Genomic DNA, 15,946 nt, shown 5'->3' with positions numbered 1-15,946 from the left:
GGGAAACGTGGACAAGAGGAACGCTTTGCGCGCTGGTGCGGTCACCGCAGCGGCCACGCTGATGATGCTGATCCCGTCGGCCGCCATGGCCCTGACCAGGGATGACGGTGACGACCCGGGCCCCGGTCTGAGCGTCGCCCAGACCCTTGGCCTGTACGTCGGGATCCCGCTGGCCCTTTTCGCGATCATCGCGGGCCTGGTCATGCTCCTCACGAAGGACAAGAGCAAGGCCGCCAAGAAGTAGTCGGCACACCCACCCAGCAGTAACGACCGAGCGCCGCCGGGGCCCACGCCCCGGCGGCGCTCGGCGTGTATCGGGGCGTGTCGGCGAAGAGATGGGGGATGGCAGCTAACAGATGACAGATTTCAAAATCTGTCATCTGTTAGCTGCCATCCGGTGTTCGCCATCGCGCAAACGGACCCGGCCGTGGAGCGCCCGGCACGTGTCAGCCGGCGAGGTGACGGGGAAGCCCGGCGGTGTGGCGGGTGGTGCCGTCGGGGAGGACGGCGAGGGCCTCGACCTCCGGGCGGTCGGCGGCCCAGCGGAGGGCGCGGTCCGGACCCATCGCGAAGACGGCGGTGGCCCAGGCGTCGGTGCGGGCCAGATGGTGGCCGATCAGGGTGAGCGAGGCCAGCGCGGTGGCCGGCCGACCGGTGTGCGGGTCGAGGATGTGCGGGCCACGTTCGGCGGTGCCCGAGGTGGCCACCGCCAGGTCGTGGCCGGCGACGATCGCGATCAGGGCGCCCGGGCGCAGCGGGTGGGCGATGCCGATCCGCCAGGGCCCGCCGCAGGTCTGGACGTCGCCGCCGCCGCCCACACTGTGCTGGGCCGAGCCCGCCGCGCGCAGGATCCGGGACGACTCCTCGATCGCCCAGCCCTTCACCCACCCGCTCGGGTCCAGGGCAGGGTCGAGCTCCCCGCCGGGCCGTTCGCTGAACCAGCCGTCCGTCTCGGCGGCGGTCTCGCGGCAGCGCTCCAGCACCTCGGCGACCTCCGGGTCGCAGCGGTCGAGCGTCAGCTCACCGCGCCCGAGCCGGCTGATGTCGCTGTCGGCCCGGTAGGTGGAGAACACCCGGTCGATCCGGTGCAGCCGCTCGACGGCCCGCCGCAGCGCCGCCGCCGTCCCCGGGCCGGGGTCGCGCACGGTGAACGAGAAGACCGTGCCCATCACGTGTTCGGCGTGCCGCAGGGGCGTGGTCATGATCAACTCGCCTGGTCGAGGGCACTCTGCAGCGAGCGGGTGTAGCCGTCGCTGGTGTACGAGGCGCCGGAGACCACGTCGATCTGGGCGCTCTGGGCGGCGATCGCCTCCTGGTTGAGCTGCGGCAGCGCGTAGCTGTTGATCTCCTGGTCCCGGCCGCTCTGGTCGGGGTACTGGATCACGTCGATCCTGGAGATCTTCTTCCCGTCCAGCACCACCCTGACCTGCACCGGGCCGTACCGGGTGTCGATGGCCGAGCCGGTGACCGTCCGCGACGCGCCGGCCGGGGCGGACGCGCCGGACGCGCCGGACGATGCGGCCGAGCCGCTCGGGGAGCTGCCGGGGGAGCCGCCGGAGGCGGAGACGGACGAGGACGAGGACCCGCCCGAGCTGATGACCTTGCTGCTCACCGCGCCCGCGCCGCTGTTGTGCGGCTTGAGCGAGAGCAGCAGGATCACCCCTGCCACAGTGGCGGTACCGGTGACGATGGCTCTGCGCACTGGACTACCTCCCAGCCTAGAAGTCGAAGGATTCGCGGTGGATCCGGGAGCGCCGGACCCCGGCGGCCCGCAGCGCCCGTACGGCGTCCTCGGACAGCGCCTCCGGCCCGCACAAGTACACCTCGTGCCGGGCCAGATCGGGTACCAGCCGGGAGAGCGCGACACCCAGATCGCCGACCTGGGCCCGGCTGCCGAGCAGCTCGTGCACCCGGGCCCGCCGGTCGGCGCCGATGGTCGCCAGCTCCTCCCGGAAGAGCACGTCCTCGGCCCGCCGGGCCCGCTGGACGAAGGTGACCTGGCCCGGGAGCGTCTCGAACAGGGCCCGTAGCGGGGTCACCCCGACACCCGCCCCGAGCAGCAGCACCTTGCGCTCGCGGCGCTGCCGGGCGGTGAAGGCGCCGTACGGGCCCTCGGCCCGGACCTTGGTGCCCGGGGCGAGCCGGGCCACCGCCGCGCTGTGGCCGCCGAGGTCCTTGACCGTGAAGCGCAGGAAGTTCGGGTGCGGGGCGGCGGAGAGCGAGTACGGGTTCTCGGCCCACCGCAGGGCGGGGGTCCGGAACTGCAGCCGGAAGAACTGCCCGGCCTCGGCGCCGAGTTCGTCCAGCCGCTGCCCGGTGAGGAAGAGCGAGACCACGCCCGGCGCCTCCCGCCGTACCTCGGCGACCCGCAGCTGATGCCGCCGGTCGCGCAGGAACGGGACGGCCAGCCGGTACCAGCCGAGCAGCACGGCGGTGCCCAGGTAGAGCGCGTACCAGGCGGCCCGCTCGGGCCCGCCGCCCAGGTCTGCGCCGTTGGAGAGCTGGTGGCTGAAGCCGAGCGCGATGGCCAGGTACGTGGCCAGGTGGACGTAGTACCAGACCTCGTAGCTGAGCTTCCGCCGGGCGGCCCGGGCGGAGACGAAGCCCGTACCGAACATGATCAGGGTGGCCAGGGCGGCTTTGATCATGTCGGGGTAGTGGAAGACCAGCCGGACGCCCTCTGAGACCACACCCTGGTGGTCCGTCAGCGCGTAGCCCCAGATGATGGTCAGCACATGGGCCGTCACCAGCCCGACCAGGTACCGGCCGCCCATCGCGTGCCAGCGCGCCAGCCGGTCCGCGCCGACCTCGCGCTCCAGCAGCGGGATCCGGGCCATCAGGAGCAGCAGCACGGGTGCCGCGTACCCGGCCAGCAGGCCGGTGATCCGCCCGGCGCCGGTCAGCCAGTCGGCGGCCGTGGTCACCTCGGTCGTGTTCTGCCACCACACCGCCAGCAGGCCCAGGGCGCCCACGCCGATCAGCGCGAGCACGGCCCATGAGACGGCGTCGGCGGGGAGCCGGCGGGGTGCGGGCGCCGCGCGGCGGCTGCCGTGGGAGGACCGGGTGTTGCGGTGCTGCGTGAGTACTGTCACGGGCTCTCCTCCTCGCCGTTCGCAACACTGTCCGAAGTGGCAACCCTGGCACCGCAAGCTCTCAGTTGCCTATGAGTCCGGCACCGTGAAACCCCGGAAAAACGGGTATTCATGCAGGTCAGAGCAGCTGGGTCGAGTCCGGTGGTGCACAGTGGATCTCACCGTGTTCTCATCACGGCGGGTGAGAATGAAGGCTGCCGCAGCCGAAGCGACCCCGACGAAGCGACCCTGGGACCCGTATGGACAGCACCCCTGACCCCGATCAGCAGCCCTGGCGGATCCTGGTGGTCGACGACGAGCCCGACCTCGTCGAGGTGCTCTGCGGCACCCTGCGCTACGAGGGCTGCGAGGTCGTCGGCGCGGCCGACGGGCCGACGGCCGTCGCGGTGGCCGCCGAGTGGCACCCACACGCCGTGGTGCTGGACATGATGCTCCCCGGCCTCGACGGCATGGAAGTGCTGCGGCGGATCCATGCCGGGCAGCCCGAGGTGCGAGTGCTGTTCCTGACCGCCAGGGACGCCGTCGAGGACCGGATCGCCGGTCTGGCGGCGGGCGGCGACGACTACGTCACCAAGCCGTTCAGCCTGGCCGAGGTGGTGGTCCGCCTGCGCAGCCTGCTGCGCCGTACCGGCCCGTCGGAGGCGGGCCGGCCGCAGCGGGAGCCCGTACGCGGGCTGGTGCTGGGCGACCTGGTCCTGGACGAGCAGTCGCACGAGGTCACCCGGGGTGGCGAGCCCGTCGAGCTGAGCCCGACCGAGTTCGCGCTGCTCCGCTACCTGATGCAGCACCCCCGGCAGGTGCTGAGCAAGGCCCAGCTCCTGGACGCGGTCTGGTCGTACGACTTCGGCGGCCAGGCGCACGTGGTGGAGCTCTACATCAGCTACCTGCGGAAGAAGGTCGATGTCGGCCGTCCGCCGATGATCCACACCGTTCGCGGGTCGGGTTATCTGATCAAGGCCCCGCAGTCATCCGCACCACAGTCATCGGCACCACAGCCATCGGCGCCACAGAGATCGGCACCGCAGTGATCGGTACCGCAGTGATCAGCCGTGCGGTCCCCCGGACGATCCGCGCCCGCCTGCTCGCCGGGCTGCTCGCGCTGCTGGTGCTGACCTGCGGCGGGGTCGGGGTGGCCACCACCGAGGCGCTCCGGCACTTCCTGGTGACCCGGCTCGACCAGCAGCTCTCCGACACCGGCGGTCGCTACGCCGCGAGCCTGGAACACCAGGGCACCGGCAGCGGGACCACCGCCCGCGGCGGCGACACCCGGGCGACGGCGCCGGGCACCTTCGGGGCCAGGATGATGAACGGCGTGGTGACCAACGCCGGCGTGGTCGACGGCGACGCCGACGACCCGGGGGTCGCGGCCGGGAGCCGGCCCGCCGACACCGACGACCTGGTGAAGCTGACGGCCGCCGACCAGCGGGCGCTGGCCGCCCTGCCGGTCGGCGGCCAGGCGGGCAGCGCCCGGCTCTCGGCACTGCACAGCTACCGGCTGCGTGCCATCGCCGGGCAGGACGGCGACGTCCTGGTCACCGGGCTGCCGCTGGAGCCGGTCGAGCAGACCGGGCACCAGTTGATCATGGTGGAGCTGATCGTCTTCGCCGTCGCACTGGCCGCGACGGGCGTGGCGGCGGCGCTCTGGATCCGCTTCTCGCTGCGCCCGTTGGGCCGGGTGGTGGCGGCGGCCGAGGGGGTGAGCGCACTGCCGCTGGCCAGTGGCGAGGTGGAGCTCGCCGTCCGGGTGCCGGACGACGACAGCCGGACGGAGGTCGGCCGGGTCGGCGCGGCGCTGAACCGGATGCTCGGCCATGTCGAGGACGCGCTCGCCCAGCGGCACACGGTGGAGGAGCGGCTGCGCGCGTTCGCGGCGGACGCCAGCCACGAGCTGCGCACCCCGGTGGCCACGATCCGGGGCCACGCCGAGCTGGCGCTGCGTCATCCCGGCCCGCTGCCGGAGCCGGTACGGCACTCGCTGACCCGGATCGACGCGGAGTCGCAGCGGATGGGTGCCATCGTGGAGGACCTGCTGCTGCTGGCCCGGCTGGACGCCGGACGGCCGCTGGCGACCGAGGAGGTGGACCTGACGCGGGTGGCCCTGGACTGCGTCGCCGACGCCCGGGCGGCTGGTCCGGGTCACCGTTGGCGGCTGGACCTGCCCGAGGAACCCGTCCTGGTCCCCGGCGAGACCGACCGGCTGCGGCAGGTGGTGGCCAACCTGCTGGCCAACGCCCGGACCCACACCCCGGACGGCACCGAGGTGACGCTGCGGCTGGAGCAGGACGGCTCCCGGACCCGGCTGACCGTCACCGACACCGGCCCGGGGATCGAACCCGAGCTGGCGGCCCGGGTCTTCGAGCGCTTCGTACGCGGCGACCGGTCCCGCTCCCGGGCGGGCGGCAGCACCGGGCTGGGGCTGGCGATCGTCCGGGCCGTCGTCACCGCCCACGGCGGCACCGTCGAACTGACGAGCCGTCCGGGGAGCACGGCCTTCACGGTACTGCTCCCGGGGCTCCGCCAGTAGCTCGGGCACCCTGGCCACAACAAGGGGCGCGAGGCTCGTCAAGCCGAGCCCCGCGCCCCTTGTTGTGGTGACCGGGTGCGTCAGTGACCCAGTGCCCGGGCGCCCGCCGCGCGGTCGGCGGCCTGTGCCCTCAGCGCGCGCTCGATACCGGCCCGCGCCTCGACGACCATCCGGCGCAGCGCCGGGGCCGGCTCGGCGGCGGTCAGCCAGGCGTCGGTGGCGTCCAGGGTGGCCTGCTCGACCTGGAGGGACGGGTACAGCCCGACGATGATCTGCTGCGAGATCTCGTGGCTGCGGGTCTCCCAGATCCCCTTGACCGCCGCGAAGTACTTCGCGGTGTAGGGGGCGAGCAGCTCGCGCTGGTCGGGCTGTCCGAAGCCGCCGATCACCGCGTCCTGGACGTAGTTGGTCAGGTCGTCCCGCTCCACCACCGAGGCCCAGGCCGAGGCCTTGGCGGCGGTGGTCGGCAGGGCGGCGCGGCAGCTCGCCGCATGCTCCTGGCCGGCGGCGGTCCGGTCGCGGTCCAGCTCGGCGTCGATCGCCTTCTCGTCCGCGCGGCCGGTGGCGGCCAGGCGGCCGAGCAGCGCCCAGCGCAGCTCGGTGTCGACGGCCAGGCCGTCGAGCGTCACCGAGCCGTCGAGCAGGCCGGCCAGCAGCGCCAGGTGCTGGTCCGTCCGGGCGGCGGCGGCGAGGGCGCGGGCCCAGGCCAGCTGGTGGTCGCTGCCGGGGGCGGCGGCACGCAGCTGCTGCTCGGCGGCGTCTGCCCAGCGGGTGAGGCCCTGCTCGCGCCAGGCCGGGTCGGCGTAGAGGTCGATGGCCAGCTTGGCCTGACGCTGCACCGACTGGACGACACCGATGTCGGACTCGCCCGCCAGACCGGAGAGCGCCAGCGCCAGGTAGTCACGGGCGGGCAGCTCGCCGTCCCGGGTCATGTCCCAGGCGGAGACCCAGCACAGTGCGCGCGGCAGCGAGTCGGCGAAGTCGCCCAGGTGCTCGGTGACGACGGCCAGTGAGCCCTCGTCGAGCCGGACCTTGGCGTACGACAGGTCGTCGTCGTTGAGCAGCAGCACGGCGGGCTTCTGACGGCCCGTCAGCTGCGGGACGACGGTGCGCGGGCCGTCGACGTCGAGCTCGATCCGGTCGGTGCGTACCAGCTTGCCGTCCTGCAGTTCGTACGCGCCGATGGCGATCCGGTGCGGGCGGAGCACCGCCTCGCCCCTCGCGCCGGCGGGCAGCGCGGGCGCCTCCTGGAGCACGGCGAACGAGGTGATGGTGCCGTCGGCGGCCAGCTCGATCTCCGGGCGCAGCACGTTGATGCCGGCCGTCTCCAGCCACGCCTTCGACCAGGTCTTCAGGTCGCGGCCGCTGGACTTCTCCAGCGCGCCGAGCAGGTCGGAGAGTCGGGTGTTGCCCCAGGCGTGCTGCTTGAAGTACGCCTGCACGCCCTGGAAGAACGCGTCCTGGCCGACGTACGCCACCAGCTGCTTGAGCACCGAGGCGCCCTTGGCGTAGGTGATGCCGTCGAAGTTGACCTGGACGTCCTCCAGGTCGTTGATCTCCGCCATGATCGGGTGGGTGGACGGCAGCTGGTCCTGCCGGTAGGCCCAGGTCTTCATCGAGTTGGCGAAGGTGGTCCAGGAGTTCGGCCACTTGGAGCTCGGGGCCTCCGCCTGGCAGACCGCCTCGGCGAAGGTCGCGAACGACTCGTTCAACCAGAGGTCGTTCCACCACTCCATGGTGACCAGGTCGCCGAACCACATGTGGGCCAGCTCGTGCAGGATGGTCGCGGCGCGCAGCTCGTACGAGGCGTCCGTCACCTTCGAGCGGAAGATGTACTGGTCCCGCAGCGTGACGGCGCCCGCGTTCTCCATCGCGCCGGCGTTGAACTCCGGGACGAAGAGCTGGTCGTACTTCGGGAAGGGGTACGGGTAGTCGAACTTCTCCTGGAAGTAGTCGAAACCCTGCCTGGTGACCTCGAAGATCGCGTCGGCGTCGAGGAACTCGCGCAGCGACGGGCGGCAGTAGACGCCCAGCGGGACGTGCTGCTCGCCGTTCTCGTACGCGTCGAAGACACCGACGTACGGGCCCGCGATCAGGGCGGTGACGTAGGTGGACATCCGGCCGGTCGGTTCGAAGTGCCAGACCTGGGTGTCGCCCTCGCCCGCCGGGGTCGGAGTGGGGGAGTTGGAGACCACGACCCAGCCCTTGGGCGCGGTCACGGTGAACGTGAACGCCGCCTTCAGGTCGGGCTGTTCGAAGTTGGCGAAGACGCGGCGGGCGTCCGGCACCTCGAACTGGGTGTAGAGGTAGGTCTCGCCGTCCACCGGGTCGACGAAGCGGTGCAGGCCCTCGCCGGTGTTGGTGTAGGCGCAGTCGGCGACGACGCGCAGTTCGTTGTCGGCCTTCAGACCGGGCAGCGCGATGCGGCTGTCGGCGAAGCTGTCGAGGGGCAGCGTCTCGCCGTTCAGGACGATCTCGGCCACGCTTGGCGCGACCAGGTCGATGAAGCTGGACGCGCCCGGCGTGGCGGCGGTGAAACGGACCACGGTGGTGGACCGGAAGGTGCCGCCCTCACGGGCAGAGCTCAGATCGAGCGTGATGTCGTAAGCGTCCACGTGCAGGAGCTCGGCCCGGGTACGGGCCTCCACACGGGTCAGGTTGGTGCCAGGCACTCGCAGGACTCCTTCGTCAGCAGATGCCCGCATCCTCCCATGCCGCCGATCTGGGGCACGGGGCATTGGAGGGGGTCGTGTTCCCGGCGTCCACGAGCCCCTTCGGTGACACTGGGAACAGGCCGTCAGCAGAGGTTCTACAACGATCTGCGTTCGCTCTTGACGCGGCATCGGGCTGTCGGCTGAGCATAGAGTTCAGAAGTTGAACGTGAACACTTGGTTGAGGAATCGACACCGCAGGGTGACGAGTACCGAGGCCACCACACAGCTCCGCCGCAACGGCGCGGCAGGAGCGGGGACGGTCGGGTCCCCGTGCCCTGGGAGGGTTAATCATGTCGATGGACACACCGGGATCGCAGTCGTCACTGCACCGGGCGAACCTCGAACGGGTGCTGCGCGCGGTCCGGATGGCCGGTTCGCTCACCCAGGCCGAGATCGCCCGCAGTACGGGGCTCTCGGCGGCGACAGTGTCCAACATCGTCCGGGAGTTGAAGGAGAGCGGCACCGTCGTGGTCGCCGACACCTCCTCCGGCGGCCGGCGGGCCCGCAGCGTCTCGCTCAGCGGGGACGCCGGGATCGTGGTGGGTGTCGACTTCGGGCACACGCACCTGCGGGTCGCGGTGGGCAACCTGGCGCACCGGGTGCTGGCGGAGGAGAGCGAGCCGCTCGATGTCGACGTCTCCGCCAAGCAGGGCTTCGACCGGGCGGAGGCACTGGTCGAGCGGTTGCTCCAGCAGGCCGGGTTCCGTCCGGACAAGGTGATCGGCGTCGGGCTGGGTGTACCCGGGCCCATCGACCAGGAGACCGGCGCGCTCGGCTCCACTGCGATCCTGCCCGGGTGGACGGGTATCACCCCAGGTCAGGAGCTGTCCCAGCGCCTCGGCATGCCGGTCTACGTCGACAACGACGCCAACCTCGGCGCGCTCGGCGAGCTGGTCTGGGGCGCGGGTCGCGGGCTGAGCGACCTCGCGTACATCAAGGTGGCCAGCGGCGTCGGCTCCGGTCTGGTGATCAACGGCCAGATCTACCGTGGGCCGGGCGGTACGGCCGGCGAGATCGGGCACCTCACGCTGGACGAGGCCGGTCCGGTCTGCCGCTGCGGCAACAGAGGTTGTCTGGAGACCTTCGTGGGCTCCCGCTACCTGCTCAACCTCTTGAACGCTAACCACCCGGGTGAGCTGACCTTGACCAAGGTGGTGCAGCTGGCCCAGCAGGGCGACCTGGGCTGCCGCCGGGTGATCGCCGATGCCGGGCGGCAGATCGGCAGCGGGGTCGCCACCCTCTGCAACCTGCTAAACCCGCGTCGGGTGATCCTCGGCGGAGACCTCGCCGAGGCCGGTGAGCTGGTACTTTCCCCGATTCGTGACTCGGTTGCCCGGTATGCGATCCCCAGTGCGGCCCGTCAGCTCTCGGTGGTTCCGGGCACGCTCGGTGGCCGTGCGGAGGTGCTGGGAGCGCTGGCGTTGGTGATGAGCGAAATGGGTGAATCGGGCGCAATCAGACACCCTGGCCAGGCGGTCGCAGCTGGCGCGTGAGGCGGTTTGATCTCGGCTTCGCCTTCAGGAAGATAACGAAAAGGTTCGGATTTTAGGTCCCCCGGTTTTATTTATTGACGACAAGCAGACAGGACGGGTTGACTCCCTCTCACCTCGCCGCAACGTTGCGGCTCTGTCAGGGAGGCACCCCCACCATGAACGCAATGATGCGTCGCGCTGTCATCGGCACTGCCGCGGTCTCGATGGCTCTCACCATGGCCGCCTGTGGCAAGGCCGGTGGCGACAAGGCCGCCGGCGCGTCCGCCTCCGCCAGCACCGGCGGAAAGTCGATCGGCCTGCTGCTCCCGGAGAACGCCACCACCCGGTACGAGCAGCTCGACAAGCCGCTGATCGAGGCCAAGGTCAAGGCCGCCTGCGCGGACTGCACCGTTGACTACGCGAACGCGGCCGGCAGTGCCGCCACCCAGGCGCAGCAGGTCAGCACCATGATCACCAAGGGTGTCAACGTCCTGATCGTGGACGCCGTGGACTCCGCCGCCATCAAGACCTCGATCCAGGCTGCGGTGGACAAGGGCATCAAGGTCATCGCGTACGACCGTCTGGCCCAGGGCCCGGTCTCCGCGTACGTCTCCTACGACAACGAGAAGGTCGGCGAGCTCCAGGGCCAGGCCCTGCTGGACGCCCTCGGCGCCAAGGCCACCCCGGCCGCCAACATCGTCATGATCAACGGTGACGACGCCGACCCGAACGCCGCGATGTTCAAGGCCGGCGCACACAAGATCCTCGACGGCAAGGTCAAGATCGCTTACGAGCAGAGCGGTCTCTGGAAGGACACCGTCGCCAACCAGAAGGTGACCGCCGCGATCACCCAGATCGGCGCCCCGAACATCGCCGCCGTCTACTCCGCCAACGACGGCATGGCCGGCGGTGTCGCGACCGCCCTCAAGGGCGCGGGCATCTCGAACATCCCGGTCACCGGCCAGGACGCCGAGCTCGCCGGTCTGCAGCGCATCCTCGCGGGCACCCAGACCAGCACGGTCTACAAGGCCCCCAAGCCGGAGGCCGAGGCGGTCGCCTCCCTCGCCGTCGACCTGCTGAACGGCAAGGACATCTCCACCACCGCCAGCGCCAGCTCCACCAGCGGCTCCGGCAACAAGGTCCCGTCCGTCCTGCTGACCCCGGTCTCGGTCACCAAGGCGAACATGGCGTCCACCGTGATCGCCGACACGCTGTACCCGACCGCCAACATCTGCACCGCGGACTTCGCCGCCGCGTGTGCCGCTGCGGGCATCAAGTAGCAGCGGGCGGCGCCTGGTTGCAACCCGGGTAGGGAATCCCCCGTCGAGCGAGTCTCCGGGGGGTTCCCCGCCCGTGACACCGGCTGCTGCTTCGGCAGCATCGCCGCAACCGTCCCAAGGGACGACCCCTTAGATCTCACACGCTTTCGACCGCGCCCGGGACGGCGCGGCGGCCACCCGTGGCACGGGGTGGACAAGAGGAGTTGGTTCACGTGACAAGCGCACCCGTACTGGCGCTGCGCGGCGTCTCCAAGCGGTTCGGCGCCGTCCAGGCGCTGACCGACGTCGACCTGGAGGTGCACGCCGGCGAGGTGGTGGCTCTGGTCGGCGACAATGGCGCCGGAAAGTCCACCCTGGTCAAGACCATCGCGGGCGTCCACCCGATCGACGAGGGCGTCATCGAGTGGGAGGGCAAGCCGGTCAGCATCAACCGGCCGCACGACGCCGCCACCCTCGGTGTCGCCACCGTCTACCAGGACCTCGCGCTCTGCGACAACCTCGACGTGGTCGGCAACCTCTACCTCGGCCGAGAGCTGCGCCGGGCAGGTGTGCTCGACGAGGTGACGATGGAGCAGAAGGCCAGGGAGCTGCTCAGCACCCTGTCCATCCGCATCCCCAGCGTCCGGATCCCGATCGCCGGTCTGTCGGGCGGTCAGCGCCAGGTGGTCGCCATCGCGCGTGCGCTGATCGGCGAGCCCAAGGTCGTCATCCTGGACGAGCCCACCGCCGCCCTCGGCGTCGAGCAGACCGCCCAGGTGCTCGACCTGGTCGAGCGGCTGCGCGAGCGCGGCCTCGGCGTCATCCTGATCAGCCACAACATGGCCGACGTGCGCGCCGTCGCGGACACCGTCGCGGTGCTGCGGCTCGGCAAGAACAACGGCTCCTTCCCGGTCGCGGAGACCACCCACGAGACGATCATCGCCGCGATCACGGGCGCCACGGACAACGCCGTGACCCGTCGTCAGGCACGCACCGCGGAGGCGGCCAAGTGAGCAAGACCACCGACACCCCGCCCGCCGACACCCCAGAGACGCCGGACGTTCCGGAGACGCCGGAGGCCCAGGCGGCGCCTGCTGCCGCTGCCGCCCCTGCTGCCGCTCCGACCGTCGACCCGCGACTGCTGGTCCGCGAGGAGGGCTTCAAGGGCTACCTCGCCGACTTCAAGCGCAAGGTGCGCGGCGGCGAGCTCGGCTCGCTGCCGGTCGTCGTCGGCCTCGCGATCATCTGGGTGGTCTTCCAGAGCCAGGACAGCCTGTTCCTGACCGCGACCAACCTGGCCAACATCAGCTTCTTCCTGGCCGCCACCGGCATGCTCGCCATCGGCCTGGTCTTCGTGCTGCTGCTCGGTGAGATCGACCTCTCGGTCGGCTCGGTCAGCGGTCTGTCGTCGGCCGTCTTCGCCGTTCTGTCGGTCAGTCACGGGATGAACGCGCTGCTCGCCGTCATCCTGGCGATCGCCACCGGCGCCGCGATCGGCGCCCTGCACGGCTACTTCTTCGCCAAGCTCGGCGTACCCGCCTTCGTCGTCACCCTGGCCGGTAACCTCGGCTGGAACGGCCTGATGCTCTGGCTGCTCGGCTCGACCGGCTCCATCAGCATCAAGGACGCGGGCTTCCTGCACCTGCTCGGCCAGCAGGCGTTCTTCATGGGCTCGGACATCTCCGGTGCCTACATCCTGGCCACGCTCGCTGTCGCCGCGCTGCTCGGCGGCTCGCTGATCGAGCAGAGCCGCCGCCGCAAGGCGGGTGTGCCGTTCCGTCCCACCAGCGAGATCGCGCTGCGCGCCGGCGCCCTGGCGGTCGTTGCCTTCGCGGCGGCGTACATGCTGAACCAGGCGAACGGCGTCCCGGTGGCGCTGGTCATCTTCCTCGGCGCGCTGGTCGTGACCGACTTCGTGCTCCGCCGTACCTCGTACGGCCGGAAGATCTTCGCGGTCGGCGGCTCGATCGAGGCGGCCCGCCGGGCCGGTATCAACGTCGCGTTGATCCGCATCTCGGTGTACGCGATCTCCGGTGCGTTCGCCGCCCTCGGCGGTCTCTTCTTCGCCGCCCAGACCTACACCGCCAACCTCGGTGCCGGTGGCGGCAACATCCTGATGATGGCGATCGCCGCAGCCGTCATCGGTGGCACCAGCCTCTTCGGTGGCCGGGGCACGGTCTGGTCCGCACTGCTGGGCATGCTGGTCATCCAGTCCATCCAGACCGGCCTGGACCTGCTCAACATGAACACCTCGCTGCAGTACATGATCACCGGTGCGGTCCTGCTGGCCGCCGTGGTCATCGACTCGCTCTCCCGCAAGACCCAGAAGGCCTCCGGCCGAGGCTGACGGTCAGATACGCCCCCAGGACGGGCCACGGATCCTCGGATCCGTGGCCCGTCCTGCTTGTTCCGGGCCACCCAACCGGTCAGTTGTGCAGGGTCGTGGTCCGCAGCTGCGGGTCGGCGTTGATCTCCGCTTCGGTGAAGCGTTCGGTGACCCACTGCTTGTGGGAGAACAGGACGGTCTGGTCGGAGTAGTGGGGTGAGGAGGGGTTGGTGGACTCGCCGTAAGTGAGGATCGTGCGGGTGTGGGGGCCGTGCGGCGTCAGCTCGGTGGCCATGATGAAGCTGGAGCCCTGCGCGTAGTTGGCGTCGGAGGTGTCGGTGCCGCCCTTGCTGCCGGAGGTGGTGGACGCCCGGACGACGTTGAAGCAGCCCTCGCTCCCATCGCAGCCGGGCAGCGGGATCCCGGCCCAGCGCTGGACGCTGCCGATGGCCGCGTCGAGCGGTATCTTTCCGGCCGCGAGCGTCTGAACCGCGTCGGCCAGGGCGTGCTGTGCGCTCGGGGCGGCACCGTTGATGCCGCGCGGGGTGGTGAGCGGTTGGGCCGGGTCGTACGGCACCCGCCACCAGGTGTCCGGGCCGCTCCGGAACAGGCCTCGCTGGAACGTCTGCCACAGGACGGCGCCGTGGCTGCCGGGATCGTCGCGCGTGTCCCAGGCGGCGAGGGCGTCGCAGGCGGCGCGGACATCCACCTTCGTACCGTCGGTCGCCGTCAGCACGGGGTTGGCGTGGCACATGGCGACCGTGTCGTCGCGGCCGAGTTCGGCCGCGTAGTTACGGTCGCCGAGCATGGCCGCCTGCAAGGTCGGCAGGGTGAAGCCCGGCGCACCGAGCCCGTCGGTGCCGTCCCGGCGCTGGGCGATCATCTGGAGCCCGAGCTGGGGTCGCGTCGCCAGCTGGGTCTGGGTGTTGTACACGCCCGGGAGGCCGGTGATCGGGGCAGCGGGGTTGGTGAGGTAGGGGCCGTTGTTGGAGTTGGCCACGTAGTCGGTCCGGGTCAGCTTCGGCTGGTTGGCGGGCCCGTAGATGCCGGGCACGATCGCGTCCGGGTCGCTGCCCCAGTCGCAGGCCGTGGTCGAGCCGTCCAGTCCGCCGGGGAGGTCGTCGCCGGTGGGCAGGGAGCAGCGCTTCAGTTGGTCCTCGGTGAGGTGTGGGACGACGGAGGAGTCGGTGAAGTAGGTCGTTCCGCTGCTGTCGCTTGCGATCGTGTGGGTCCAGGGAATGCCCTGGTAGGTGTTCTGCGCGGCCTTCAGCTGGGCGAGGGTCTGTGAGGAATCCATCGCGAGCCATTCGCTCATCGAGCGCAGGTTGTCGGCGTTGGCATCGCGGATGGTGTAGGCGGTGGTGGTCGTCCAGCCGTCTGCCACCACCGGTCCGTAGCGGGAGTTGTAGAGGGTGCTGGTGACGGTGGACAGCTTGCCGTCGGCACCCTGGACGGTGACCGGTACCGTCCGGCGCGTCATCGGCACGGCCTTGCCGTCGACCAGGTAGCTGGTCGGGTCGCCGGGCACCAGCGAGAGCCGGTAGAGGGACGCGTGCTGCGCGTAGGTGGTCGTGTGGGTCCAGGCCAGGTTCTGGGTGTGGCCGATCTCGACCACAGGTGTGTCGTAGAGGGCTGCACCGGAGACGTCCAGCACCCCGGGGATCGTCAACTGCAGCTGGTAGAAGCGGTCGTTGCCGACCCACGGGAGGTGCGGATTGGCCAGCAGCATCCCGTCGTGGCCACGCGTCACGTCGCGGCCGAGCGCCCAGCCGTTGCTCCCGAGGCCGCTCGCGGGATCTGTGGGCAAGGTGGGGACGGTCTTCGCCGATGACCTGGGGGCGGCCGAGGTCGGTGGGGTCGCGGTGGCGATGTTCTGAGCGAAGCCGGTGTCGCCGTAGCTTCCGTCGACGTCGTAGACGACGTTCCAGATGTCCGCCGCCGTGATCGGGCCGACCCAGGCCTTGCCCCGGCAGGACGCGTCCGGCAGGTGGGCCGTGCCGGTGGCGTGCAGGTAGCGGTTGTAGCCGGCAGCGTAGCCGTCGACCAGCTGCCGCAGCTGGGCCGTGGGGCCGAGCGGCGCCGGCTGGTCGAGCAGGTGCTGCACGGTGCCGGCCTGCCGCAGGCCCTGGTAGTAGGTGTCGCTCGCCAGGTTCGGGGTGCCGGACCCGTCGCTGGAGAGCGCCGTCGGGCCGAAGTACCGGGAACGCTCGCCGCGCAGCGTCACCACCCGATCGGCCAGCTGGCACAGGTTGTCCTGCGCGAAGGCGTACCCGTACCCGTACCCGAGGCCGCCGTAGTCGTGCGCCAGGATGTGCGGGATGCCGTACTCGGTGCGGCGGATCTGGGCCGTGTACCCGCTGCCGCTCGTCGTCTGCCCGGCCGGGTCCGCCGCCGAGGCGGTCACCGGAAGCAGCGCGGCCGTAGCGGTGGCCAGGCAGAGCGCGGCCACACCTGACGCCAACCGCCGCAGCGTTGGCCGATTGTGACGCTTGGTCAGCTCACTGGTTTCTCTCACGGGGCCGACGCTGTCATGACCGCCACCCGGCGGTCATCGCCCTA

12 protein-coding genes are annotated in these 15,946 nt (G+C 70.9%); 7 read left to right on the top strand and 5 right to left on the bottom strand.

What is annotated here, in order from left to right:
* Window positions 1-7 precede the first annotated feature (7 nt).
* Window positions 8-244 carry a hypothetical protein gene (locus P3T29_RS19625; RefSeq protein WP_280717824.1) on the top strand — a complete coding sequence of 79 codons (237 nt, stop codon included), beginning with the start codon at window positions 8-10 and terminating at the stop codon, window positions 242-244.
* Between the two features lie 202 nt (window positions 245-446).
* Here P3T29_RS19625 and P3T29_RS19620 read toward each other — a convergent pair whose 3' ends face one another.
* The 3 genes from P3T29_RS19620 to P3T29_RS19610 are packed head-to-tail and all read right to left on the bottom strand — an operon-like array spanning window position 447 to window position 3,092.
* Window positions 447-1,202: an FAD:protein FMN transferase gene (locus tag P3T29_RS19620; protein ID WP_280717823.1), complete on the bottom strand. Its 756-nt coding sequence runs from the start codon at window positions 1,200-1,202 to the stop codon at window positions 447-449.
* A 2-nt stretch (window positions 1,203-1,204) separates the two neighbouring features.
* On the bottom strand, window positions 1,205-1,702 hold the full coding sequence (locus P3T29_RS19615) for an FMN-binding protein (protein WP_280717822.1): 498 nt from the start codon (window positions 1,700-1,702) through the stop codon (window positions 1,205-1,207).
* Between the two features lie 16 nt (window positions 1,703-1,718).
* A complete protein-coding gene (locus tag P3T29_RS19610) occupies window positions 1,719-3,092 on the bottom strand; it encodes a ferric reductase-like transmembrane domain-containing protein (RefSeq protein WP_280717821.1) in 1,374 nt (457 codons plus the stop codon).
* Window positions 3,093-3,331: 239 nt separating this feature from the next.
* On the opposite strand from P3T29_RS19610, the gene P3T29_RS19605 reads away from it, so the two are divergent.
* Both P3T29_RS19605 and P3T29_RS19600 read left to right on the top strand, forming a co-directional pair.
* Window positions 3,332-4,120, top strand: coding sequence for a response regulator transcription factor (locus P3T29_RS19605; RefSeq protein WP_280717820.1), 789 nt, complete (start codon window positions 3,332-3,334; stop codon window positions 4,118-4,120).
* The gene (locus P3T29_RS19600; protein WP_280717819.1) at window positions 4,117-5,616 is read left to right on the top strand and encodes a HAMP domain-containing sensor histidine kinase; all 1,500 of its coding nucleotides are present in this window, start codon (window positions 4,117-4,119) and stop codon (window positions 5,614-5,616) included. The genes P3T29_RS19605 and P3T29_RS19600 overlap by 4 nt, the downstream gene beginning before the upstream one ends.
* 80 nt (window positions 5,617-5,696) lie before the next feature.
* On the opposite strand, the gene pepN is transcribed toward P3T29_RS19600, so the two are convergent.
* A complete protein-coding gene (pepN, locus tag P3T29_RS19595) occupies window positions 5,697-8,288 on the bottom strand; it encodes an aminopeptidase N (RefSeq protein WP_280717818.1) in 2,592 nt (863 codons plus the stop codon).
* Window positions 8,289-8,626: 338 nt separating this feature from the next.
* On the opposite strand from pepN, the gene P3T29_RS19590 reads away from it, so the two are divergent.
* From P3T29_RS19590 to P3T29_RS19575, 4 genes are all read left to right on the top strand, one after another.
* Entirely contained in the window at window positions 8,627-9,823 is a 1,197-nt protein-coding gene (locus tag P3T29_RS19590; protein ID WP_280717870.1) for an ROK family transcriptional regulator, read from the top strand.
* A 155-nt stretch (window positions 9,824-9,978) separates the two neighbouring features.
* Entirely contained in the window at window positions 9,979-11,082 is a 1,104-nt protein-coding gene (locus tag P3T29_RS19585) for a substrate-binding domain-containing protein (RefSeq protein WP_280717817.1), read from the top strand.
* Window positions 11,083-11,285: 203 nt separating this feature from the next.
* Complete coding sequence (locus tag P3T29_RS19580; RefSeq protein WP_280717816.1) at window positions 11,286-12,074, top strand: ATP-binding cassette domain-containing protein; 789 nt, start codon at window positions 11,286-11,288, stop codon at window positions 12,072-12,074.
* Complete coding sequence (locus P3T29_RS19575; RefSeq protein WP_280717815.1) at window positions 12,071-13,408, top strand: sugar ABC transporter permease; 1,338 nt, start codon at window positions 12,071-12,073, stop codon at window positions 13,406-13,408. Before P3T29_RS19580 ends, P3T29_RS19575 begins: the two co-directional genes overlap by 4 nt.
* 79 nt (window positions 13,409-13,487) lie before the next feature.
* Here P3T29_RS19575 and P3T29_RS19570 read toward each other — a convergent pair whose 3' ends face one another.
* Window positions 13,488-15,902: a penicillin acylase family protein gene (locus tag P3T29_RS19570; protein WP_280717814.1), complete on the bottom strand. Its 2,415-nt coding sequence runs from the start codon at window positions 15,900-15,902 to the stop codon at window positions 13,488-13,490.
* Window positions 15,903-15,946: the final 44 nt, after the last annotated feature.

The organism is Kitasatospora sp. MAP5-34 (assembly GCF_029894335.1).
Taxonomy (GTDB): Bacteria; Actinomycetota; Actinomycetes; order Streptomycetales; family Streptomycetaceae; genus Kitasatospora.
This window is presented reverse-complemented; position numbering and strand designations above follow the sequence as displayed.

Bases quoted from the DNA above. Each gene is read 5' to 3' on its own strand.
- P3T29_RS19605 (WP_280717820.1), top strand. From the start codon at position 3,332: ATGGACAGCACCCCTGACCCCGATCAGCAGCCCTGGCGGATCCTGGTG.
- P3T29_RS19585 (WP_280717817.1), top strand. From the start codon at position 9,979: ATGAACGCAATGATGCGTCGCGCTGTCATCGGCACTGCCGCGGTCTCG.
- P3T29_RS19590 (WP_280717870.1), top strand. From the start codon at position 8,627: ATGGACACACCGGGATCGCAGTCGTCACTGCACCGGGCGAACCTCGAA.
- P3T29_RS19620 (WP_280717823.1), bottom strand. From the start codon at position 1,202: ATGACCACGCCCCTGCGGCACGCCGAACACGTGATGGGCACGGTCTTC.